Below are 21169 nucleotides of genomic sequence, written 5' to 3'. Positions count from 1 at the left end.
CTGCAATGATAAAACTTTTGGGGCTGGTTTAAAAAGTTTTACAGGACTGGCGGTCTGTTTTGGCGGGACAGCCCAAGAGAAAAACGGGACGGTTTTCAGCTAAAACCGGGAAAGCTGACAAAAATCAAATATTATTCTGATTCTTCTTCGTAATCGATTGAACGGCCAAATTTCGGCGATTTTTTGGTTTTGAATTTCAATAATCTCTCTAATTTTGGGAAGACGATTTTCAGAATATAAACCCAAATTCTATGCAGAACCTCGTTCTGACTCCTACCCTTTCCCACTATCCACTCCCAGATGTGGATACCACGGGAAAAGTCTTCTCCAACCTCACTCCAGCCGAACTGGTCGAGCATGCGCTACGCCGAAAAGAGGGATTCCTTACCTCGACCGGAGCGCTCATGGTCGACACCGGAACCTTCACCGGCCGTTCGCCCAAGGACCGCTACCTCGTATCGGACGAGAAGACCAGAGATGCCGTTTGGTGGGGAGAGATCAACATTCCCTTTGATGAGGAAAAGTTTGACCAGCTCCTGGCTAAGATGAAGCAACATCTGGCCAACAGAGACCTCTTCGTGCGAAATGCGTTGGCCGGCGCCGATCCCCAGCACCAGCTCAAGCTCAAGGTGATCAATACGCTGGCTTGGCACAACCTCTTTTGCCACAACATGTTCCTGCGCCCTACCCGTGAGGAGCAGAAGCACTTCCAGTCCGACTTTACCATCATCTGCGCGCCGGACTTCCAAGCGGATCCCGAGGTGGATGGCACCCGAAGTGGAAATTTTGCCATTCTCAACCTGAGCAAGCGAATGATCCTGATCGGTGGCACTGCCTATGCCGGCGAGATGAAAAAGGGCATCTTCTCCGTGCTCAATTTCCTGCTGCCTCACGAAAAGGGCATTCTCTCCATGCACTGCTCTGCAAACATGGGCAAAGACGGCGATAGCGCGATTTTCTTTGGACTCTCCGGCACGGGCAAGACTACCCTGTCTGCCGATCCCCACCGGCAGCTGATCGGCGATGACGAACACGGCTGGACAGAGGATTCGGTGTTTAACTTCGAAGGCGGCTGCTACGCCAAGGTCGTGGACCTGAGCCGGGACAAGGAGCCCGAGATCTACGATGCGATCAAGTTTGGTTCGGTGGTGGAAAATACCTGCTTCAAGACCGGTACCCGCGAAATAGACTACGCCAATCGCTCCCTGACGGAAAACACACGCACCGCCTATCCCATCCACTACATTCCCAATGCGCTGCAGCCTTCCGTGGGATCGGTTCCGAAAAACATCTTTTTCCTGACTGCAGACGCCTTTGGCGTGATCCCGCCGATTTCCAAGCTGAACAAAAGTCAGGCGATGTACCACTTTATCTCCGGGTATACGGCAAAGGTAGCCGGTACGGAAATGGGCGTCACCGAGCCCAAGCTTACCTTTTCGGCTTGCTTTGGCGCTGCCTTCCTGCCACTCCATCCGACGGAGTATGCCAAGCTTTTTGGCGAGAAAATGGAAAGAAACGAGGTGAATGTCTGGCTGATCAATACCGGCTGGACAGGCGGCCCCTACGGCGTGGGTTCCCGCATGAAGCTCGCCCATACCCGGGCGATGATCAAGGCGGCACTGGACGGCAAGCTGGAATTTGCCCCCTACCAAGTCGATCCGATCTTTGGCTTTATGGTGCCCAAAATCTGTCCCGACGTGCCCTACGAGGTCCTCAATCCAAGAGATACCTGGGAAAACAAGACAGACTACGACCAGACCGCCCAAAACCTGGCTACTGCCTTTAGGGAAAACTTCAGGAAGTTCGAGGACTTCGCAGATGAGGATATCCTCAATGGAGCCCCGCTGAAGTAAGCGAATGCTGGAGGAAAAGGAGTGGCAATCACTCCTTTTCTTTTTTATTGCCAAAGTAGCGGCCGATCCCCTATTTTTGCGATTCTAAATTCTTTTGACCCAAAGGGTCGGATAAACCAGAAATTTTAACCTGATGAAGACAGCAGAAATCATTACTGAAAAAGGCACCATGAAGGTGGAGTTTTACGAAAAGGACGCACCCATCGCAGTCCAAAACTTCGTAGACCTTTCCAATAAAGGCTTTTACGACGGCCTCACTTTTCACCGTGTGATCCCCAACTTCGTGATCCAAGGCGGATGCCCGATCGGCAATGGCGCGGGAGGCCCCGGATACAAGATCAAGTGTGAGCTCGACGGCGACAACCAATACCACGACCGTGGCGTGCTTTCCATGGCCCATGCAGGCAGAAACACCGGCGGTTCCCAGTTTTTCATCTGCCACAGCCGCACCAACACCGCCCACCTGGACAGAAACCACACCTGCTTTGGCAAAGTGGTGGAAGGCCTGGAAGTGATCGACGCCATCCGCGCCGGGGACAAGATCGAAAAGATCGTCATCTCCGAGACAGAAGCTTGATCGTCCCTGTATATCCGTAATCTTGCCAGTCGCCGAACTACTTCTTCAGGCGGGCCTGTCTGCTCAGGCAGGCTGGAAGACTGAAGTAGGGCAAAACCTAGGGGATTGCGTTCTCTGGAATAACCACTGGCAGCTAATGGTACAAAATCAGATAATCGGAAAATCCCTCTCTTGAGGGATTTTTTGTTTGGAATGGAAATTGAGAAATGGAAGGCCTATCCCCCATTCCATGAACAAAGCCCTTGTCTTCCCCCTGTTCCTGCTGAGCCTGCTACTAGCCACGCCAGGTTTCTCCCAGCGCTACGGCACGGCCCTCGGCCTCCGCTTTGGCAACTCCGACCTGAACCGAACCCTCGGACTTACCCTGCAGCAGCGCGTCACCGAACGGGTTACCCTAGAGGGAATCCTCCAATCGGACTTTAGCAAAAACACCACTTTTTCCCTCTTGGCCGAAAGGCATCGGCCCATCATCTCCAAACGGTTTAACTACTACCTCGGAGGCGGTGTCGCTTTTGGCAATGAAGAGAGCTTTGTCAAAAATCCCGACACCAAAGAAATCGTCCATACTTACGGCAATGCCACCTTTGGAGTGGACTTGGTGGCGGGAATTGAGCTGACAGTGGCCAACGCGGTGATCGCCGTGGACTACAAGCCCAACGTCAACATCAGCGGTCGGGAGGAATTTTACAGAGGACAGGTAGGGATCTCGGCCAGGACGGTGTTGGTCAAAAGCAAGGAGCAAAAACGCCGTCAAAAACAACGGCAGAAAGCAAAAAGAGCCTCGCAAAAGCAGCCTAAGAAACCCTTTTCCGAGCTGTTCCAAAAAAAATGATCACTCCGACTCTTTCCGGTTCTTGAAATATACCTTCTCGTGGATTTCCGATTTTTTCACTACCCCGCGATACCATTTCAGCCGAAGTTGGTTTTTCTCGGACTCGGATAGGTGAAAGCCTTCCAGATCCATGGATGCTGCTTTTTTTACCAAATCATACAGGAAAATCGAAGCCGACACGGAGATGTTAAAGCTGTCCGTAAATCCCAGCATGGGGATGTGGACTAGCCCGTCGGCTTTGGATTTGACCTCCCCAGAGATTCCCTCGTGCTCGTTGCCAAAAACCAAGGCGAGCTTTTCGTCCGGACGTAGCTCGTAGATGGACAGCGAGCTTGCTGCAGGGCTTGTGCCGTAGATTTTATAGCCTTTTTCCCTCAGGCTGTCAAAGCAGGCATCCACCGAAGTGCCGTCTTCCCGGTAATATTTATGCAGATCCACCCACTGCGACGCACCTCGGGTGACGTAGGGATTGACCTTGTACTGGTTGGTCTTCTCGATCACATGGATGTCCTGTAGGCCAAAACAATCACAGGTTCGGATCACTGCGCTGGCATTGTGGGGCTTGAAGATATCCTCCAGCACCACGGTCAAGTGCCTCGTCCGCTTGGCGAGCACCTGTTCCATCACGGCCTTTTTGTGCTCGGTGACGTACTGCCCAAGGTATTCTAAAAGTCCGGGGTCAAAAATGGGTTCGTCTTCTTTTTGCATGGCCGTTTTGCTGATGTGAAACAAAAAGAAAGTGTCTTCTCGACCTTGGCCGGAAAACACTTTCTTAAAATTATGGAGTTCTCTTTACGCTTTTCTAGAAAAGCCCCAGCTGATCCTCGTCGTCTTTCTTTGGACTCAGGTCAATCGTAGAGCCGATCTCAAGATCCTGGTCGGGCGAGCTTTCTTCAGGCACATCCTCTTCGGCCTCCGCCTCTGAGGCTTTCTCAGACTGGAGCAAGACCACGTCTTTCACCATATAGGTACTCAGCTTGTTGCCAATGGCTTTCCAGCCTTTCACGTCGATCAGCATGTCCAGGTCGTATTCCGCGACCTCTTCCTCCTTGCCTTTGATCAGCGTCACAGAAACCTGGGGTTGACTGTCGGTCGAAACTACTTTCAGCTGAGACTGCTTGTGGTCGGAGATGAAGTTGAAACGCTTGTTGACCGTGGTGGTTTCGATCAAGAACCGCTTCACAAAGTAGAGCTTGGATGCGCCGTCGAGATAGATCGCCGAGATGACCTTTTGGATGTCAAACTTCTCGATCAGCAGCACATCCGATGGCTCGTAGCGGTTGGTAAGCTCAAAGCTCGTCAACTCATAGTCCCCGTTTTTGTAGCAAACCAGGATCTTGTCATCGCCCAGGAAGTTGCCGATGTGCTTGCCTCGCTGGTCGGTATTCAAGCGTCCTACGACGACGTCATAGTAGATATCCAGTCCGCCGAGCGTGGATTTCCCTTCCATTTTAAACTGGATCTTGCGCACCGGATACTTGGTGAGGATATTTCCTCCCGCCCCACGGCCTTTGATCTCGATCTCTGCAAAGTCGAAGTCAAAGACCTTAACCCGGGCCTTGGCACCTTGGGTAAGATAGACGGTGACCGTCTCCGCTTCCGCATTGGGATTGGCGGTGAGGTACATGACTTTGGTGCCCTTGGTGCCTTTGGTCAGGTCATATTCCTTGTCGCGGGTGATGCCACCGACTTGGAAGCGCTTCACCATGGATCGGCCGGAAGTCCCGTCTAGGTAGATCAGGTTGAAGGTCATCCGGTCGTCGTTCTTTCGGAACACGCCCACATAGAGGATGTCCTTGCCCATGAAGCCCTTTTCCTGGATCTTGGACACGACAAATTTCCCGTCTCTACGGATCGCAATCACGTCGTCCAGGTCGGAACAATCACAGATAAACTCGTCCTTTTTCAGCCCGTAGCCCACGAAACCATCGGCCTTGTTGACGTAGAGCTTGGCATTGTTGGCGGCGACGACGGTGGCCTCGATGGTGTCGAGGGCGCGGATCTCGGTTTTGCGCTCGCGGCCTTTCCCGTATTTGTCGAGCAGGTTTTGGTAGTATTTGATGGAAAATTCCGTCAGGTGCTTCAGGTTGTAGTTGACCTCCTTGAGCTCCTCTTGCAGTCGCTTCATCAGCTCGTCGGCCTTGAACGCGTCAAACTTGGAGATTCGCTTGATTTTGATTTCGGTCAGGCGAGTGAGGTCGTCCTGGGTGATTTCACGGTAGAAGTCCGGCTTGTAGGGATCGAGCCCTTTGTCGATGGCCTCCAAGACCCCGTCCCAGGTGGTACATTCCTCGATGTCGCGGTAGATGCGGTTTTCGATGAAGATCTTTTCCAAGGAGGAGAAAAGCAGCTTCTCCATCAGTTCGGCCTTGCGGATCTCCAGCTCCCTACGGAGAAGCTCCTTGGTCTGGTGGGTATTGTACTCGAGGATTCTATTGACGCTGAGGAATACCGGCTTGTCGTTGATGATCACGCAGGCATTGGGAGAGATCGACACTTCGCAGTCCGTGAAGGCGTAGAGCGCGTCAATCGTCACATCCGGGGATACGCCCGGCGTGAGCTGGATCTGGATCTCCACGTCTTTGGCCGTGTTGTCCACGACCTTTTTGATTTTGATCTTGCCTTTGTCGTTGGCTTTGAGAATAGAATCGATCAGGGAATCGGTAGTCACTCCGTAGGGAATCTCCTTGATTACAAGCGTCTTGCTATCCTCTTCCTCAATCCTTGCCCGCACCTTGATCTTTCCTCCCCGGACGCCTTCCTGGTAGTCAGAGAAGTCGGCCAAGCCGCCTGTGGCAAAATCTGGAAGTACATTGGTTTTGTTTCCCTTCAGGATCTCGATAGAGCCTTCGATCAGCTCTATGAAATTGTGCGGGAGGATTTTGGTGGAAAGTCCCACCGCGATGCCTTCCACTCCCTGCGCCAGCAAAAGCGGAAACTTCACCGGAAGCGTCACCGGCTCCCGCTTTCTCCCGTCATAGGAAAGCTGCCACTCGGTCGTCTGTGGATTGAAGACCACCTCCAGGGCAAACTTGGACAGTCGGGCCTCGATGTATCGTGCCGCTGCAGCACTGTCGCCGGTACGGACGTCCCCCCAGTTTCCCTGGGTTTCGATCAGGAGTTCCTTTTGGCCCATGTTGACTATCGCGTCGCCGATGGACTGGTCGCCGTGCGGATGGTACTGCATGGATTGGCCGATGATGTTGGCCACCTTGTTGAATCGCCCATCGTCCATTTCCTTCATGGCGTGCATGATCCTGCGCTGAACGGGTTTAAAACCGTCCTCAATCGCCGGCACCGCACGCTCCAGGATCACATAGGAAGCGTAGTCGAGAAACCACTCTTTGTACATCCCGGTCACCGGAACCGAGTCGTGCAGGCTTTCGTCTGCACCGTCTGCTTTTATGTTTTCGTCACTCATTTACAAAATCCAGTTTTGATAAAGGTAAGTGGTCAGCATGACCAGGCTTACCGAGATCATATTTCCGATCAGGAAATAGTCGTTAGATACTTTATTTTCGTCCGCCTTGATCCTGGTGCCGATCTTCAGCGCACCAAACAGCGTGAAGCCATGGTACACGCCGGTAAGGAGGCAGAGGTAGAGAAAAACACGCTCGATGATTCCGTTCCACATGGGGCGGGCAGAGCCGGATTTGCCCAGAAATTTCCTTCTGACCCTCCGAAACACGAAATAGGCGATCAATTCAGACAGCAGATAGCATCCCAAAAAACTAATCGTCTGCTCCATAGATCAATCTTACCAGTTTTTTCCGTTTGCGATAGGATTCAAAACCCAGCGACTTAAATCTCCTCCAAATCAGCGAAACATCCTTGCCCATCACCTCTGCCACCTTCTTGTAGTCCCGATATCGAAAATAGCCACTGATAATCTGCCGGTCTTTCCATTTCCACTCCTCCTGTTTCTCCAGAAAGATGTTCATCGCAAGAGCCATCTGGCGCTTTTGGGGATGCTCTCCGGAGATCATCATCCTATCCTCCTCCTGCTTCATCTCTGTCAACGCCTCCCTCACCACCGACAGTCCCGGCCCCAACATGCCATACGCGATCTTTGGGTTGATCGGTGTCGATATCTCCCCAAGACCCAGACTGTAGCGGATCAGGATCTCCACATCGAGTTCCCAGCGATATTCCTCCAGCGCAAGCACGATCTCGGCGGCGTCAGCCGCCGAACCAACCACGCCCTGAAATTCATCCCCAAGCGTAATCGTCAGCGGAGATTCCAGGCCCAAGGGGAATTCATCGTTGATCCTTTTGATCAGTCTTGCAAAATTTTCCTGGAGAACCCGCTGGTCAGCATCGCTGCTGCCGACGATGTCCCCCATCAATATCCAGCTTCTCATTACTTCATTTTTGTACAATTTATACAAAAATTACTATTTTTGCATATTTTATGCAAATTTTATCATTTTTGCTCTTTTTATGCAAAAACTAAGCCGCTTCGTTTTCTTCCTCTGCTTCCTGAGCCTTTCTAGGATCTTCCAAGGCCAGGTCTTTTTCTATCTTCAGGTTCTCGATGATAAAGCTTTGTCGATCAGGCGTGTTTTTGCCCATGTAGAAGGTCAGCAGATCGGAGATTTTCGTTTCCTTATTCAGAATGATGGGCTCCAGCCGGATATCCTCTCCGATGAAATTGCCGAATTCCTCCGGAGATATCTCCCCAAGACCTTTGAATCGGGTGATTTCGGGCTTGTTTCCCAGCTTGTGGATGGCGCGCTGCCGTTCCTCATCGGTATAGCAATAGATGGTTTCCTTTTTGTTTCTCACCCTGAAGAGTGGAGTCTCTAGGATGTAGAGGTGCCCATTTTTCACCAAATCAGGGAAAAACTGAAGGAAATAGGTCATGATCAGCAGGCGGATATGCATCCCGTCCACATCGGCATCGGTCGCGATCACGATCTTGCGAAAACGCAGCCCGTCTATGCCGTCCTCGATATTGAGCGCATGCTGGAGCAGGTTAAACTCCTCGTTTTCATACACCACCTTCTTGGTCATGCCAAAGCAGTTCAGCGGCTTGCCACGCAGGGAAAAGACCGCTTGGGTCTGCACGTCCCGCGATTTGGTGATTGACCCGGAAGCTGAGTCCCCCTCGGTGATGAAGAGCATGGTGTTGTTTTTCACCTCTTCGTTTGCCTTCGGATCATCGTAGTGGACCCGGCAGTCCCGCAATTTCTTATTGTGAAGATTGGCCTTTTTCGCCCGCTCGTTAGCGAGCTTTTTAATGCCGGAGATCTCCTTTCTTTCGCGTTCGGACTGTAGGATACGCTTCAGGAGCGCATCGGCTACCGCAGGATTCTTGTGGAGGTAGTTGTCCAGCTCGGTTTTGATGAAGTCGTTGACAAAAGTCCGAAGCGTAGGCCCATCCGGACCTACAGACTGGGAGCCCAGTTTGGTCTTGGTTTGGGATTCAAAAACCGGCTCCTGTACCCGCACCGCAATGGCCGCCACGACGGATTGCCGTACATCCGAGGCGTCAAAGTCTTTCTTGTAAAACTCCCTGACGGTCTTGACGATAGCCTCCCGGAAAGCCGCCAAGTGGGTACCTCCCTGCGTGGTGTATTGTCCATTGACAAAGGAATAATACTCCTCGCCGTACGAGCCGGAGTGCGTGATGGCCACCTCGATGTCGTTGCCTTTGATATGGATGATTGGATAGCGGACGCTTTCCTCATCGACTTTGTTGGACAAAAGGTCAAACAGGCCCTTGTCGGAGAAATATTTTTTGCCGTTGTAGTTGATCGTCAGGCCGGCATTCAGATAGGCGTAGTTCCAAATCTGATTCTCCAGGTACTCCGGGATGAAGTGGTAGTTTTTGAAGATCGAGGCATCCGGAGAAAAAACCGTCTTGGTCCCGTTCCGCTCGGAGGTTTTGCCGATAGGTGCATCATTGGTGAGCACGCCTCTTTCAAACTCAGCCATTTTGCTTTCTCCTTCACGGTAGGACTGGACTTTGAAATAGTCCGAAAGGGCGTTTACAGCCTTGGTACCGACCCCGTTGAGGCCGACGGACTTTTGGAAAGCGCCAGAGTCATACTTGCCTCCCGTGTTGATCTTGGACACACAGTCGATCACCTTTCCCAGGGGAATGCCACGGCCGTAGTCGCGGACCTCGACCCGGTGCTCGGAGATTTTCACCTCTATCGTGCGGCCATGTCCCATCATGTGCTCATCGATGGAGTTGTCGAGGATTTCCTTGACCAACACATAGATCCCATCGTCCTGGGCGCTACCGTCACCCAGCTTGCCGATGTACATCCCGGGACGAAGTCGGATATGCTCTCTCCAATCCAGGGACTTGATGCTGTCTTCTGTATATTTTACCGGTTCTGCCATAGTATTCGATTACGCTCCTTTTTGCATTTGTTTGAATTTGCCGGCCAACAAGACCACCAGCCCCACTACCCAAAGCGCCAGCAGTGCGGGCATGAGGTAGAAGAAAAAGTTAAACTGGCTTGAGGCGATGGATTCCTGATTGTTGATCGAGTGGACAAAAAACACCAAAAGCGCCAAGCTCAGGTTGATGACGCCGCCAAAGGAGTAAAACCAGGTAAGGATATAGTCCCGGAAAGGGTCTCCGATGGGGAAAATCCGGTGGAGTTTTTTGTTGGACTTCGTCTCCAGGGACTTTGGGGTAAAGAGCGTGACGGCATTCAAGACAAGGAAGGCGGCGATCATGCCGTAAAAGAAGGAGCCTTTTTCCACCGTTCTGGCGACTGTCCCGTCTTCGTCCACTCGGAGCCCAATGGTCTCGGAAAGTGCCGAATAGAAATACAATAGGAAGAAAACGAAAAGTAAAATACTGGTGAAGTAGAATACTTTTCCAAATCTGTAATACATGTGAATGAGTGATTGAACGTGCTAATATAACCGATTTGGGCTAACCATCGGACGGGGCCTGCGTATCCCGCTGAGGATAATTCCGACAGAGACTTTCGGAGTTTTTTCAAACTCATGAATCTCAGCAGGGTTTGGTTTTTTGCACGTCCGTGATTTTTTAGGCTGCGAAATTTTGCGGCAGCCTCGACTTTTGAAGCCATCTTTACGCACAAAATCAATCCAGCATGCAAAAACACCTCTATCCCCTCCTTTTCCTAGCCCTGATCGGCGTCGCTTCCTGCAGCGGAAAAATGGATGCCGGAGCCGTAAACCTGGACAACTGGAAGTCCGACCGCTATGGCTGCAAGGGGCTGAGAATGCAGGAATTGGAGGCTTTTCAAACCGTGAAAAACAACTTCCTGGGAGCGGACAACCAGGCCCTGATCAAGACCTTTGGCAGACCAGACCGAGTAGAGCTGGTAGACAAAAGCCAGAGCTTTTTCTTCTATTTCATCGAGCCCAGTGGCGACTGCGAGGGGGTGGAAAGCGAAAAAGAACCCCTCAGGGTCCTTTTTCGAATGAATGCGATCAGCAAAGTGTCCGAGGTCACGATCACAACCCTGAACCCATAAAGCAAAGGGCCGCGGCGCCCAAGGTGCCGGCGTTGTTTTCCAGCGTAGCCTTCTTCAGACGTAGGTCTTTCACGTAGTACGGGGTAAGGTATTTTCTGGTGTTGTAGTCGATGGTCGGCATCATGAATTCCAGCCCGGCCGAAATCCCGCCGCCAAAATACACATCGGTCACGTCCAGTATCCGCACGGTAGAGACGATAGCCTCGCTCAAAATCTCAGCAACTTCCTTGAATACCATCAGGGAAACCTCATTTCCAGCCTTGGCGGTGTCCACCAGCAGGTGAGTACCCAGCTCCTTCCCTACCAAATCCTTGGCTTTTTCCGGGTAGGCAGCGATTAGGTTTTCCATGATGCGGAGGATTCCGTTTCTTCCGATCAGCGTCTCCAGACCGGCATTTCCCCTGGACAGCATATGCCCCATTTCCAAGGCATTTCCCCTGGAGCCTTTGAAAACCTGCCCCTCCAATACCATCGCGCTCCCGATACCGGTGCCCATGGTGATAAACAGGAAGTTTTCGGCTACCTCTCCTTTTCCAAAGTAAAACTCCCCGATGGCCGCCGCCGCCGCGTCGTTCTCCATGAAAAATTCGTAGTTGGGGTATTTCTCCAAAAGGCTCTTTTTGAGCGGAAATCCATTGAGGCCCGGGATAGCGGGGATCTCCAGAGGCGTGGTCCTATCTTTGGTGATCATGCCGGGGAGGCCGATTCCCACCTTGTCCACTTCAGGGTATTTCTTGAGGTATTTTCCGAGTCCTTCGATGAAGCACTTTCCAAAACCGTCAGGATTGTCTCTGTATGGCGTTGTATCTTCTTTTTGGAAGTCCAGCATCTTGCCTTCCCTATCTACCAATCCAATCTTTAGGTGTGTGCCTCCAACATCCACTCCCAAGAAAAGAGAATCCTGTTTGCTCATAGTGTTATTTATAGGTTTGATTGCCAAAAAAGCAAAAGAAATGCGTCACTTCCTATATTCTTTGCCGATCTCATAAAATATTTTGAGGACAGCAGGACAGACCAGGGTGTTGCGCAGACTGAGATCCAAGATACCCAGCATGTTTTTTCGGTCCGTGTGGGGATATTCCCGGCAGGCCTTGGGGCGATCTTCGTACACGAGGCATTTGTTGTCGGCTCCCAAGAAGGGACAGGGGGCGGACCGAAGCACGTAATCGCCCTCCGCATCCCGAAAAAGATATTCGTCGATAAACTCGCTGCTCCGCATCCGGAAGGTCTTGGCGAGCCGGTCTATGTCCGTCTGGATAAAGATCGGGCTGGTAGTCTTGCAGCAATTGGCACAGTTTAGGCAATCCATCTCCTCAAAGACCTCCTCGTGCAAGCTGTGAAAACGGGCATCCAGATCCTTCGGCTTGGTCTTCCGGAGTTTTTCCTTGAGCTTCTTGTTTGCAGGAAAGTCGGATTTGCTCTCCTTGGAAAATTTATTTAGGTCAATCGCCAATCTTGCAAAATATTGAATTACAAATATTTAGAATATTTCACTATATTATTGTACACTAAACCCAAGCGCCATGAGACTACACCCTTCAGAACTGTACTTCTATCACAGTCCGACCCAGCCGATAGACAAGCAGACCAAGGCTTACGCCAAGACCCTCACCAAGTTTGTCAACGAGATCGATGTCATCAAAGAGCCCATTACCGCCACACAATGGGATCAGATCCTGCGCAAACTCCAGCTGAGACCCAAGGATCTGCTAAACCGCTCCCATCCGGACTACCAAAACCAAATCGCCGGCAAGGACTGGGACGACGAGGGCTGGCTAAACATCCTGGTGAAATTTCCCCATCTGATCAAAAGCCCAATCGCCATATTCAAAAACAGGGCGATCCTCTGCAGGACGCCCAGCGACATCCTCAAGCTGGATTAGTCTTCGCTGCGGGATATCCCGTCCGGTCTGATCAGGATTTGCCGGGCTTTGTAGAGCTGGCCGATGCATTGCTTGAAATGCTTCTTGGACATGCCCAGCATCGCTTGGATTTCCGCCGGATCGGATTTGTCATGGAGCGGGAGAAATCCCTTGGAATCCAAGATTTCCAGGATTTTTTCCGCTCCTTCGTCATATTTCACCCTGCCCATGGGCAGCACCTGCAGGTCTAGCTTGCCGTCATCCCTGCGTTTTTTCACCCAAAGCGTCCTCGTGGAGCCGATTTCCAAGGGTTGGAATACCTCGTTGGCATAGATCAGCCCCTCATAGCGGTCCTCCAATAGGACTTTGTAGCCCAGCTCGCTTTTTTCAAAAATCAGTCCCTCGACCTCATTTCCGGGCTGATAGTCGCCAGGCGCCGGAAAGAGGAATTCCCGGTACTTTGAGACGCCGATCAGTCGGTTGGAGCGATGGTCCAGGCAAAGCCTGACCAGGTACTTTTCGCCTGCCTTCATCGGCTTGCCCATTTCCCCACTCGGCACAAAAAGGTCCTTGGGAAGTCCCCAGTCCATAAAAGCGCCGATCTTTCCAACCTCCTTGGCCTCCAGTACGGCAAACTCATCCAGCAGCAGCTTCGGCGTACTCGTCACGGCCACAGGCCTATCCTCACTGTCGGTGTACACAAAGACGCTGAGGAAGTCCCCTTCCCTTTCGTCGCCTTCGAGGTAGCCTTTGGGCAAAAGGACTTCTCCCCCGTCGCTCAGCGCCATGTAGGCACCGTAGTCGGTGAAGCGGTTGATGGGTAATCTGCTGATCTGGCCGAGTTCTTTCATGTCCCAAAGGTATGGATTAATCGTTTTTGGCCGAGGTGTTTTTTGCCGCGGGCAAAGTCGCGAAAGCCCTCCAGCAAAATTGGATTTGGAAAGGCTTCAACTTAGTTTTGGAAACGGCTGGCTTGGTACCCATGCAGCCCAAACCCAAATCATAACGCTTTTCACTCGCAATCACGGAATTATGAAATCAATCTCAGTCATCGGCTCCGGCACCATGGGAAACGGCATCGCACATGTCTTTGCGCAGCACGGATTCCACGTCTCGCTCGTGGATATCAAGCCCGAGTTTTTGGAAAAAGCCCTTGCGACCATTTCCAAAAATATGGATCGCCAGGTGGGCAAAGGACTCCTGACCGAAGTCGAAAAAGAAGCCTCCCTGGCTCGCATCTCCACGTTTACCGAGCTGGAAAAAGGAGTGGTGCAAGCCGATCTGGTCGTGGAAGCCGCAACGGAAAACCTGGAGCTAAAGCTGGATATTTTCAGAAAGCTGGACCAGTTTGCGCCTGCTGGGGCGATTTTGGCGTCCAACACCTCCTCGATCTCCATCACCAAGATCGCCGCGGTGACACAAAGGCCGGGGCAGGTGATTGGCATGCATTTCATGAATCCGGTTCCCGTGATGAAGCTGGTCGAGGTGATCCGTGGCTACGCCACTTCTGAGGAGGTCACCAAAAGCATCATGGAGCTCTCCCAAACCCTCTTCAAAGATCCGGTAGAGGTCAACGACTACCCGGGCTTTGTCGCGAACCGAATCCTGATGCCCATGATCAATGAGGCGATCTACAGCGTATTTGAGGGAGTGGCGGGAGTCGTGGAGATCGACACGGTGATGAAGCTGGGCATGGCCCATCCCATGGGCCCTTTGCAGCTGGCCGATTTCATCGGGCTGGACGTCTGTCTATCCATCTTGCGGGTGCTGCAGGAAGGCTTTGGCAATCCGAAATACGCCCCCTGTCCCCTGCTGGTCAACATGGTCGAAGCTGGCTTCAAAGGCGTCAAAACGGGAGAAGGCTTCTACCGATACAGCCCCGGTAGCAAAGACCTCGTCGTTTCCGCTAGATTTGCCAAAAATTAAAACCCAGCACTTCCCATGCATCTCGCGGTATCCGGAAACATCGGCAGCGGCAAAACCACGCTCACCGAGAAATTGGCCAAACACTACGGCTGGAAGGCGGAGTTTGAGTCCGTTGACCAAAACCCCTATCTGCCGGACTTTTATGAAGACATGAAGCGCTGGGCCTTCCACCTGCAGGTCTATTTCCTCAACTCTAGGTACAACCAAATCCGAAAAATCCAGGAAAGCCCCATTTCTACCATTCAGGACCGGACGATCTATGAGGATGCGTACATCTTTGCGGCTAACCTCTACAAGAGCAAGCTGATGACCGAGCGGGACTATTGGAACTACAAGAGCCTCTTTGACTCGATGATCACCCACGTGAAGGCCCCCGACCTACTGATCTACCTCAAAGCCGACATTCCTAAGCTGGTCGGGCAGATCGAAAAGCGAGGCCGAACCTACGAGACGGCGATGCGGATAGACTATCTCAAAAACCTGAATTCACACTACGAGGAGTGGATCGCCGGGTACAAGGAGGGCAAGCTTCTCGTGGTAGATGTCAACGACTTGGACTTTGTCGAGCGACCGGAGGATTTTTCATTTATCGTGGAAAAAATAGAACGGGAGATGTTTGGGTTGTTTTCCTGATCTAGGCGCTCGGCCCTTGATTCTCACATCTAGATTCTTGGGGCCGGGTTCTCAAATCTCGTTTCCTGGCTCTTGATTCCAGCATCTTGATTCCAGCATCTTGATACTTGCTACTAACTACCAGCTACTTGATACCAAACACTAGCTGCCCAGCTTCCTCTTCAGCCAATTGTACAGCATGGCCCGTTCCTCTTCCTTTGGATTTACCAGCAGCTGGTCGAGACGCCTGAGTGCGCCTCCAGTCATGAGCGTCTCGTAGGGAGAAAGCCTGACCAGTTTGTAGCCATGAAGGCGGGTTTGTAGGTCGTATTGCGCGTCGTTGTAGGCGGTCAGTTTCCAGCCAATGGCGCCGTTTCCGCTGAGATCACCCGGCTCCGAGGCTTCGCCAAAGACATTTTTTGCCACCGGAGGGCCGATCCAAACCCGCTGCTGCATCCCCGCTTTGAGGCAGTCCCGCTCGTAGGTTCGGCAGAGTCTTTTGTGGCCTTCGGCAAAAACAAAGTTCCACTCGGAGTACATCTCCGAGCGAAAAGTCGCCAGTCGGTAGCGGTTGAAGTGCAGCTCGTCATCCCACACGATCAGTGTCCTGCCCAGCTTGAAGTCAAACTTCAGCTTCTCCAGCAGGGGAAAACTGGTTTTCCCTCCCAGATCTTCAAAAATCTCGGCGAGCCATGCTTTCCCCTTGGCGTCCAAAAATGTGGAATTCAGCTCCAGTTCGGTCTGCCAGTCGTATTCCGCTCCACCTTCCCTCAATATCAGGTCGAGCTGTCTTGTCATCAGATGTTCCATTTCCTAGCTGTTTTCCCTCAGAATCTCCCAGGTGTGGTCTGCGAGCAGCTTCACCTCGGCCACAAAGGCGGCCCAATCCCGCTTTCTCCCCCACTCCTCGGGCGCGATCATGGAAAGAAAGTCCGAGCCGTCAGCCTTTTGGTACAAAAAATAGCGATGGTTGATCAGCGGCTCAAAGGCCATGGAGGCCTGATAGATACGTTCGGATACTTCCACCCGGGATTGGATTTTTTTGGCTTGCTCGGCCAGCAGCCGCATCTGCTCATAGATCTGCGCCATCTGCATCTCGGTCTGCGTGTGCATTGCCGCCACGGCACGGCCGCTGATCTTGCCTTGGTCTTCGGGCTTTACCAGCGCGCTGCCGCTGTGGTGGGCGTAGGGCAGCGTTCCCGGAGTCTCGGTGGTGGACTCCTTCATCCGCTCCAGGTCGATCTTGTCGATGTCGATCTTCTTTCCGCTCATTTCTTGTCGCTTTCGGTCTCCGTGGAAATCCGCTCTTTCAGGTTGCCTTTGGATCCCGGGAAGGTCGTCCTGCGCGAGATGTCGTAGCCTATCCAGAGCATGATGGCCATGAAAATGATGAAAAGAGCCAGGAAAATTTTCTTGTTCTTAGTCATGTCTTCCTTTACCCCCACTGACGGAGGTTTTGGTCAAGATTCGTCTTTTGTCGGGGCAAATTTAAAACTGATGAAAAGCAAAAAGGTCTTTTTGAAAAATGTTTTTTATTTTATCTTAATGGCACCAAACCTCGATTTTTATCAGTTTACATCCTTCTTTTTCCGCACATGTACCAACTCATCAGCGAGCAATCCATTTATCAGTACTTTGGTGACGATGATCCGGATATGATCCGGGAGATGATCCAAATCATCTTGGACACCAATATCAAAGATCTAAAGGAATTGGGCTCATTCTACTCGGGAGGGGACTTTGCGACGATCAAAAAGCGATGCCACAAAGCCAAGCCCAGCATGAGCTACATCGGGGCAATCAAGACCAGGAAAACCCTGGAAGAAATCGAGGCCAACCTCGAAAATTCCGCCCCGCTCAATGATTCCCTCCAGGAGCAAATCAAGGTCATCGAATCCGAATTGAGCAAGTTCGTTTCGGCAATCAACTGAAATCTAAACACCCTAAACCTTACCCATGCAGAGAAAACTACTTCTTCTGCCGATACTCCTTTTCCTTTTGTCGGAGGCGTCGGCCCAGTCTACCCTTAGCGTCGAGTACATCATGCGCGACCCCAAATGGATGGGAGTCTTCCCTTCCTCGCCCGAGTGGAGCGAGGACGGCAAACAGATTTTTTTCAAATATAACCTCGACGGCGACCCTGCGGACTCCCTCTACAAGATCGACCTGGCCAATCCAACCCAAATCTCCAAAGTCCATTGGGCGGAGGAAAAAGCGCTCGCCCGGCCCCAATCCGACACCAACGCAGACCAAAGCCTGAGAATCTATCGCAAGGACCATCAGATCATCCTCGAAGACCTGAAAAAGAAGACGAGCACTACGCTGTTCGAGTGGCATGAGCCGGTGAGCAATTTGAAGTTTTTGGCCAATGAAAACCGAATCGCCTTCAACTCCGGCGGAAACATCTACGTTTTTGACCGCGCCTCAAAAAGCACCACCAAAGCCACCAACATCTCCAATGGCAACAAGCCCAAGGAGAAGGCTGATGACAAAGCCGGCTTCCTGGAGTCCGAAAACCTCCAGCTGCTGAATGTCGTGAGGGAAAGAAAAGAGGCTCAGGAAAAGTCCAAAGCCTACCGCGAGTCGATCCGGGAGGGCTTTGATGAATTCACCTATTATACCCAGGGGAAAAACCTCTCCAACCTCCAGCTCTCCCCTGACGAGCGGTATGCGACGTTCTCGATTTTCACCCCCGCATCCAACAAAAACACCGCCGTGCCCAACTACGTCGATGCATCCGGCTACACCGAGGACCTCAACGCGAGATCCAAGGTCGGCAACAGCCCGAGCAAGGTGGAAATCGGCATCTACGACTTGACAAGGGACACCGTTTACTTTGTCACCACATCCGATCTCCCTGGCATCAAGGATCTGCCTGACTATGTAAAAGATTACCCCGAGAAGACTTGGGAGGAAAAAGAGCGCGCCTTGACCCTGTCAAGCCCCACTTTTTCCCCTGACGGAAAGAAAGCCATCGTCCAAATCAGGGCCTTTGACAACAAAGACCGCTGGATCGCGGAGCTTGATCTGGAAACCGGAGCCCTCAAGACCCTGGATCGTCAGCGTGACGAAGCCTGGGTAGGCGGTCCCGGTGTCAGTGGCTGGGGCGGCGGCACCCTCGGCTGGCTTCCCGACAACCAACACATCTACTTCCAGTCGGAAGCCACTGGCTATTCGCACCTCTATCTCTTAAATGTCGCCAGCGGAGAGAAAAAAGCCCTCACCTCCGGCAAGTTTGAGGTCTTCGATCCTTTTCTTTCCAAAGACAAAAAATCCTGGTACCTGACCACCTCCGAGGTGGATCCCGGAGAGCGCCACTTCTACAAAATGCCGCTCATGGGGGGCGCGATGGAAAAGCTGACCTCGATGACCGGAAACAACGCGGCGTTGCTTTCTCCGGATGAGAAAAAAATCGCCATCATCTACTCCTATAGCAATGTCCCCGCTGAGCTCTACGTCCAGGACAACAAAGCCGGCGCAAAAGCCCAGCAACTGACCTCGGGTCAGAGCGAGGAGTTCAAGGCCTATTCTTGGAGAGAACCCCAGATCGTCCGCTTTACGGCTCAGGACGGAGCTCAGGTTCCGGCTAGACTTTATTTGCCAGAGGCTTCCAAGAAAAACGGCGCTGCGGTGATCTTCGTCCACGGCGCGGGCTACCTGCAAAACGTCCACAAATGGTGGAGCAGCTACTTCCGCGAATACATGTTCCACAACTTGCTGACCGACCTTGGCTACACAGTATTGGACATCGACTACCGTGCTTCTGCTGGCTATGGGCGTGACTGGAGAACAGGCATCTACCGCCACATGGGCGGCAAAGACCTCTCCGACCAAGTTGACGGCGCCAAGTATTTGCTCGCAGAGCATGGGGTGACTCCGGGCAAAATCGGAATCTATGGAGGCAGCTACGGAGGCTTTATTACCCTGATGGCACTGTTCAACCACGGCGATCTCTTCACCTCCGGAGCAGCCCTTCGCTCGGTCACCGACTGGGCGCACTACAACCATGGCTACACCGCCAACATCCTCAACACTCCCGAGGAGGATCCCATCGCCTACCGACGCTCCTCTCCCATCTATTTTGCCGAAGGCTTGCAGGGCAATCTCCTCATCGCCCACGGCATGGTCGATGTCAACGTGCATTTCCAGGACGTGGTGCGGCTTTCCCAGCGCCTGATCGAGTTGGGCAAAGACAACTGGGAAATGGCCGTCTATCCGGTGGAAGACCACGGATTCGTGGAGCCTAGCAGCTGGACAGACGAGTACAAACGCATCCTGAAGCTGTTCAACAGCACCCTATTGGACAAGCAGCAATGACAAACAGGAAACCTATAGCGCTGCTCTTCGCCGTTTTGGTGCTTTTTTCCTGCGGGAAAGAAACACCAACACAGGAGATCAAACGAGGCCTGATCGCCGAGCAGGCCATGGTCGTCTCCGCTCGGGAGGAAGCGTCCCTCATCGGACTGGAAGTGCTGCGCAAAGGTGGCAACGCCTTTGACGCCATGATGGCAACCGAGATGGCTTTGGCGGTGACCTTCCCTTTTGCCGGTAATCTCGGAGGAGGCGGATTCATGGTCTATCGCTTGGCCGACGGCGCTGTCGGCTCGATAGACTACAGGGAAAAAGCCCCTGGAGCAGCGACCGAGGACATGTACTTGGACGAAAACGGTGACGTGGTACCCGGCCTGAGTACCAAGGGAGCCTTGGCTTCCGGTGTTCCAGGCACCATTGCCGGGATATTTGAAGCCCAGGCAAAATTTGGCAAACTCAGTCCCGAGGAGATTCTCCAGCCGGTCATCGAGCTGGCCAACCGCGGATTCGTCGTCACGGAGCGGCAAGCAGAACGGCTTCAGCGGTCAAGGAGCCAGTTTGTGGACGCCAACGGTACTGGAACTTTCTTTGACCGTGACATCCAAGCCGGAGACACGCTGAAAATACCCACCCTTGCCGCCACCCTCGGGAGAATCGCCAAAAACGGCCGGGACGAGTTTTACAAAGGAGAAAGCGCCAAGATCATCGCTGCCCACATGCAGCAAAAAGGCGGCATCATCACCGAGGCGGACTTGGCTGCCTATGAGGCGAAGTGGCGTGATCCTTTGGTCTTTCCCTATCGCAACATGAGGGTCATTTCCATGGCTCCACCGAGCTCGGGAGGAATGACTTTGGGACAGATCCTCAAGATGGTCGAGGCCTTTGATCTGCACGCGCTGGGACACCATTCTCCAGAATATGTGCAGGTCCTGGTGGAAGCCGAGCGTCGAGCCTATGCCGACCGCAACTATTACCTGGGCGATCCTGACTTTGTAGAAATACCTGTTGATCAATTGCTTGACGACTCCTACCTCAAGTCAAGAATGGCGTCATTCAGCATGGATCAAGCCACCAAGTCCGAGGAGATTGCCGAGGGTAGCGTGCAGTTTGCGGAGAGCATGGAGACCACCCACTACTCCATCGTGGACGCGGAGGGCAATGCCGTCTCCGTCACTACCACGCTGAATGGGGGCTACGGCTCCAAGCTCTACATCGACGAGTTGGGCTTTTTCATGAACAATGAAATGGACGACTTCAGCGCCAAAGCAGGAGTGCCCAACATGTTTGGCCTCATCGGTGCCGAAGCAAACAGTATTGCCCCGGGCAAGCGCATGCTGAGCTCCATGACGCCCACGATTGTGGAAAAAGACGGCAAGCTCTGGATGGTCGTCGGCACCCCTGGGGGATCGACCATCATTACCTCGGTGTTGCAGACGATTCTCAACGTAGCCGAGTTTGGCATGGGCATGCAGGAGGCAGTGGAGTCTCCCCGATTCCACCACCAGTGGCTGCCCGATTTGGTCAATTTCGAACCGGACTCCTTTGATTCGACCTTGATCCGATCACTCAAGGCCAAAGGCTACCTGATCAACGAAAACAACAGCCCAATCATCGGAAAAGTAGACGCCATCTTGGTCTTGCCTGACGGCAGGCTGGAAGGCGGGGCCGATCCCAGAGGCGATGACAAAGCGGTGGGCTATTGAGCCCACCGTCCTACTTCGTCACGCCAT

General features: G+C 52.6%; 22 protein-coding genes. 10 read left to right on the top strand and 12 right to left on the bottom strand.

The features are described 5' to 3' along the window. The first annotated feature begins 251 nt into the window (after positions 1 to 251). The 3 genes from pckA to J0A68_RS14005 all read left to right on the top strand — a co-directional run bounded on the left by pckA (position 252) and on the right by J0A68_RS14005 (position 3262). A complete protein-coding gene (pckA, locus tag J0A68_RS14015; RefSeq protein WP_206578834.1) occupies positions 252 to 1853 on the top strand; it encodes a phosphoenolpyruvate carboxykinase (ATP) in 1602 nt (533 codons plus the stop codon). Between the two features lie 133 nt (positions 1854 to 1986). Further along, a complete protein-coding gene (locus J0A68_RS14010; protein ID WP_206578833.1) occupies positions 1987 to 2430 on the top strand; it encodes a peptidylprolyl isomerase in 444 nt (147 codons plus the stop codon). A gap of 229 nt (positions 2431 to 2659) precedes the next feature. Further along, the gene (locus tag J0A68_RS14005) at positions 2660 to 3262 is read left to right on the top strand and encodes a hypothetical protein (protein WP_206578832.1); all 603 of its coding nucleotides are present in this window, start codon (positions 2660 to 2662) and stop codon (positions 3260 to 3262) included. Here J0A68_RS14005 and J0A68_RS14000 read toward each other — a convergent pair whose 3' ends face one another. The 6 genes from J0A68_RS14000 to J0A68_RS13975 form a co-directional block, all read right to left on the bottom strand. Then, a complete protein-coding gene (locus J0A68_RS14000; protein WP_206578831.1) occupies positions 3263 to 3970 on the bottom strand; it encodes a TrmH family RNA methyltransferase in 708 nt (235 codons plus the stop codon). Positions 3971 to 4064: 94 nt separating this feature from the next. Further along, a complete protein-coding gene (locus J0A68_RS13995) occupies positions 4065 to 6683 on the bottom strand; it encodes a DNA gyrase/topoisomerase IV subunit A (protein ID WP_206578830.1) in 2619 nt (872 codons plus the stop codon). After that, positions 6684 to 7010, bottom strand: a complete 327-nt coding sequence (locus tag J0A68_RS13990) for a hypothetical protein (protein ID WP_206578829.1) — start codon at positions 7008 to 7010, stop codon at positions 6684 to 6686. After that, positions 6994 to 7623 (bottom strand): SatD family protein, encoded by a 630-nt coding sequence (locus J0A68_RS13985; RefSeq protein ID WP_206578828.1) that lies wholly within the window; start codon positions 7621 to 7623, stop codon positions 6994 to 6996. The genes J0A68_RS13990 and J0A68_RS13985 overlap by 17 nt, the downstream gene beginning before the upstream one ends. Positions 7624 to 7711: 88 nt before the next feature. Continuing rightward, positions 7712 to 9613, bottom strand: a complete 1902-nt coding sequence (locus J0A68_RS13980) for a DNA topoisomerase IV subunit B (RefSeq protein ID WP_206578827.1) — start codon at positions 9611 to 9613, stop codon at positions 7712 to 7714. Between the two features lie 9 nt (positions 9614 to 9622). After that, positions 9623 to 10117, bottom strand: a complete 495-nt coding sequence (locus J0A68_RS13975) for a DNA topoisomerase IV (protein ID WP_206578826.1) — start codon at positions 10115 to 10117, stop codon at positions 9623 to 9625. A gap of 224 nt (positions 10118 to 10341) precedes the next feature. On the opposite strand from J0A68_RS13975, the gene J0A68_RS13970 reads away from it, so the two are divergent. Beyond that, positions 10342 to 10728 carry a hypothetical protein gene (locus J0A68_RS13970; RefSeq protein ID WP_206578825.1) on the top strand — a complete coding sequence of 129 codons (387 nt, stop codon included), beginning with the start codon at positions 10342 to 10344 and terminating at the stop codon, positions 10726 to 10728. Here the strand turns inward: J0A68_RS13970 and J0A68_RS13965 are convergent. Next, a complete protein-coding gene (locus tag J0A68_RS13965; RefSeq protein WP_206578824.1) occupies positions 10709 to 11641 on the bottom strand; it encodes an ROK family protein in 933 nt (310 codons plus the stop codon). The two genes, J0A68_RS13970 and J0A68_RS13965, sit on opposite strands and share 20 nt — an antisense overlap. 45 nt (positions 11642 to 11686) lie before the next feature. Further along, positions 11687 to 12181, bottom strand: coding sequence for a YkgJ family cysteine cluster protein (locus J0A68_RS13960; protein ID WP_206578823.1), 495 nt, complete (start codon positions 12179 to 12181; stop codon positions 11687 to 11689). A 70-nt stretch (positions 12182 to 12251) separates the two neighbouring features. Here J0A68_RS13960 and J0A68_RS13955 point away from each other — a divergent pair, with 70 nt between their 5' ends. Then, on the top strand, positions 12252 to 12611 hold the full coding sequence (locus tag J0A68_RS13955; protein WP_206578822.1) for an arsenate reductase family protein: 360 nt from the start codon (positions 12252 to 12254) through the stop codon (positions 12609 to 12611). On the opposite strand, the gene J0A68_RS13950 is transcribed toward J0A68_RS13955, so the two are convergent. Then, positions 12608 to 13441: a CvfB family protein gene (locus tag J0A68_RS13950; RefSeq protein ID WP_206578821.1), complete on the bottom strand. Its 834-nt coding sequence runs from the start codon at positions 13439 to 13441 to the stop codon at positions 12608 to 12610. The genes J0A68_RS13955 and J0A68_RS13950 overlap by 4 nt on opposite strands. Positions 13442 to 13622: 181 nt before the next feature. Between J0A68_RS13950 and J0A68_RS13945 the strand changes: the two genes are divergently transcribed. Both J0A68_RS13945 and J0A68_RS13940 read left to right on the top strand, forming a co-directional pair. Then, entirely contained in the window at positions 13623 to 14516 is an 894-nt protein-coding gene (locus tag J0A68_RS13945) for a 3-hydroxyacyl-CoA dehydrogenase family protein (protein WP_206578820.1), read from the top strand. A gap of 15 nt (positions 14517 to 14531) precedes the next feature. Then, complete coding sequence (locus J0A68_RS13940) at positions 14532 to 15149, top strand: deoxynucleoside kinase (protein WP_206578819.1); 618 nt, start codon at positions 14532 to 14534, stop codon at positions 15147 to 15149. 141 nt (positions 15150 to 15290) lie between these two features. Here the strand turns inward: J0A68_RS13940 and J0A68_RS13935 are convergent, their stop codons facing one another. Genes J0A68_RS13935 through J0A68_RS13925 form a run of 3 tightly spaced genes read right to left on the bottom strand, consistent with a single transcriptional unit; the run spans position 15291 to position 16555 of the window. Then, the gene (locus J0A68_RS13935) at positions 15291 to 15938 is read right to left on the bottom strand and encodes a DUF7255 family protein (protein WP_206578818.1); all 648 of its coding nucleotides are present in this window, start codon (positions 15936 to 15938) and stop codon (positions 15291 to 15293) included. A 3-nt stretch (positions 15939 to 15941) separates the two neighbouring features. Beyond that, on the bottom strand, positions 15942 to 16400 hold the full coding sequence (locus J0A68_RS13930) for a DUF2452 domain-containing protein (RefSeq protein ID WP_206578817.1): 459 nt from the start codon (positions 16398 to 16400) through the stop codon (positions 15942 to 15944). Continuing rightward, the gene (locus J0A68_RS13925; RefSeq protein WP_206578816.1) at positions 16397 to 16555 is read right to left on the bottom strand and encodes a hypothetical protein; all 159 of its coding nucleotides are present in this window, start codon (positions 16553 to 16555) and stop codon (positions 16397 to 16399) included. The genes J0A68_RS13930 and J0A68_RS13925 overlap by 4 nt, the downstream gene beginning before the upstream one ends. Before the next feature lie 168 nt (positions 16556 to 16723). On the opposite strand from J0A68_RS13925, the gene J0A68_RS13920 reads away from it, so the two are divergent. The 3 genes from J0A68_RS13920 to ggt are packed head-to-tail and all read left to right on the top strand — an operon-like array spanning position 16724 to position 21142. Continuing rightward, positions 16724 to 17059, top strand: a complete 336-nt coding sequence (locus J0A68_RS13920; RefSeq protein WP_206578815.1) for an Hpt domain-containing protein — start codon at positions 16724 to 16726, stop codon at positions 17057 to 17059. A 25-nt stretch (positions 17060 to 17084) separates the two neighbouring features. Continuing rightward, positions 17085 to 19445 carry a S9 family peptidase gene (locus J0A68_RS13915; RefSeq protein WP_206578814.1) on the top strand — a complete coding sequence of 787 codons (2361 nt, stop codon included), beginning with the start codon at positions 17085 to 17087 and terminating at the stop codon, positions 19443 to 19445. Further along, the gene (gene ggt / locus J0A68_RS13910) at positions 19442 to 21142 is read left to right on the top strand and encodes a gamma-glutamyltransferase (protein WP_236025596.1); all 1701 of its coding nucleotides are present in this window, start codon (positions 19442 to 19444) and stop codon (positions 21140 to 21142) included. The genes J0A68_RS13915 and ggt overlap by 4 nt, the downstream gene beginning before the upstream one ends. Positions 21143 to 21169: the final 27 nt, after the last annotated feature.

It is taken from the genome of Algoriphagus oliviformis (genome assembly GCF_017254915.1).
GTDB lineage: Bacteria > Bacteroidota > Bacteroidia > Cytophagales > Cyclobacteriaceae > Algoriphagus > Algoriphagus oliviformis.
Note: the sequence above shows the minus strand (reverse complement) of the source record. Positions and strands in the feature narration are given on the sequence as shown.

Coding starts and splice junctions, on each gene's coding strand:
- pckA (WP_206578834.1), top strand. CDS start 252: ATGCAGAACCTCGTTCTGACTCCTACCCTTTCCCACTATCCACTCCCA.
- J0A68_RS14010 (WP_206578833.1), top strand. CDS start 1,987: ATGAAGACAGCAGAAATCATTACTGAAAAAGGCACCATGAAGGTGGAG.
- J0A68_RS14005 (WP_206578832.1), top strand. CDS start 2,660: ATGAACAAAGCCCTTGTCTTCCCCCTGTTCCTGCTGAGCCTGCTACTA.
- J0A68_RS14000 (WP_206578831.1), bottom strand. CDS start 3,970: ATGCAAAAAGAAGACGAACCCATTTTTGACCCCGGACTTTTAGAATAC.
- J0A68_RS13995 (WP_206578830.1), bottom strand. CDS start 6,683: ATGAGTGACGAAAACATAAAAGCAGACGGTGCAGACGAAAGCCTGCAC.
- J0A68_RS13990 (WP_206578829.1), bottom strand. CDS start 7,010: ATGGAGCAGACGATTAGTTTTTTGGGATGCTATCTGCTGTCTGAATTG.
- J0A68_RS13985 (WP_206578828.1), bottom strand. CDS start 7,623: ATGAGAAGCTGGATATTGATGGGGGACATCGTCGGCAGCAGCGATGCT.
- J0A68_RS13980 (WP_206578827.1), bottom strand. CDS start 9,613: ATGGCAGAACCGGTAAAATATACAGAAGACAGCATCAAGTCCCTGGAT.
- J0A68_RS13975 (WP_206578826.1), bottom strand. CDS start 10,117: ATGTATTACAGATTTGGAAAAGTATTCTACTTCACCAGTATTTTACTT.
- J0A68_RS13970 (WP_206578825.1), top strand. CDS start 10,342: ATGCAAAAACACCTCTATCCCCTCCTTTTCCTAGCCCTGATCGGCGTC.
- J0A68_RS13965 (WP_206578824.1), bottom strand. CDS start 11,641: ATGAGCAAACAGGATTCTCTTTTCTTGGGAGTGGATGTTGGAGGCACA.
- J0A68_RS13955 (WP_206578822.1), top strand. CDS start 12,252: ATGAGACTACACCCTTCAGAACTGTACTTCTATCACAGTCCGACCCAG.
- J0A68_RS13950 (WP_206578821.1), bottom strand. CDS start 13,441: ATGAAAGAACTCGGCCAGATCAGCAGATTACCCATCAACCGCTTCACC.
- J0A68_RS13945 (WP_206578820.1), top strand. CDS start 13,623: ATGAAATCAATCTCAGTCATCGGCTCCGGCACCATGGGAAACGGCATC.
- J0A68_RS13940 (WP_206578819.1), top strand. CDS start 14,532: ATGCATCTCGCGGTATCCGGAAACATCGGCAGCGGCAAAACCACGCTC.
- J0A68_RS13935 (WP_206578818.1), bottom strand. CDS start 15,938: ATGGAACATCTGATGACAAGACAGCTCGACCTGATATTGAGGGAAGGT.
- J0A68_RS13930 (WP_206578817.1), bottom strand. CDS start 16,400: ATGAGCGGAAAGAAGATCGACATCGACAAGATCGACCTGGAGCGGATG.
- J0A68_RS13925 (WP_206578816.1), bottom strand. CDS start 16,555: ATGACTAAGAACAAGAAAATTTTCCTGGCTCTTTTCATCATTTTCATG.
- J0A68_RS13920 (WP_206578815.1), top strand. CDS start 16,724: ATGTACCAACTCATCAGCGAGCAATCCATTTATCAGTACTTTGGTGAC.
- J0A68_RS13915 (WP_206578814.1), top strand. CDS start 17,085: ATGCAGAGAAAACTACTTCTTCTGCCGATACTCCTTTTCCTTTTGTCG.
- ggt (WP_236025596.1), top strand. CDS start 19,442: ATGACAAACAGGAAACCTATAGCGCTGCTCTTCGCCGTTTTGGTGCTT.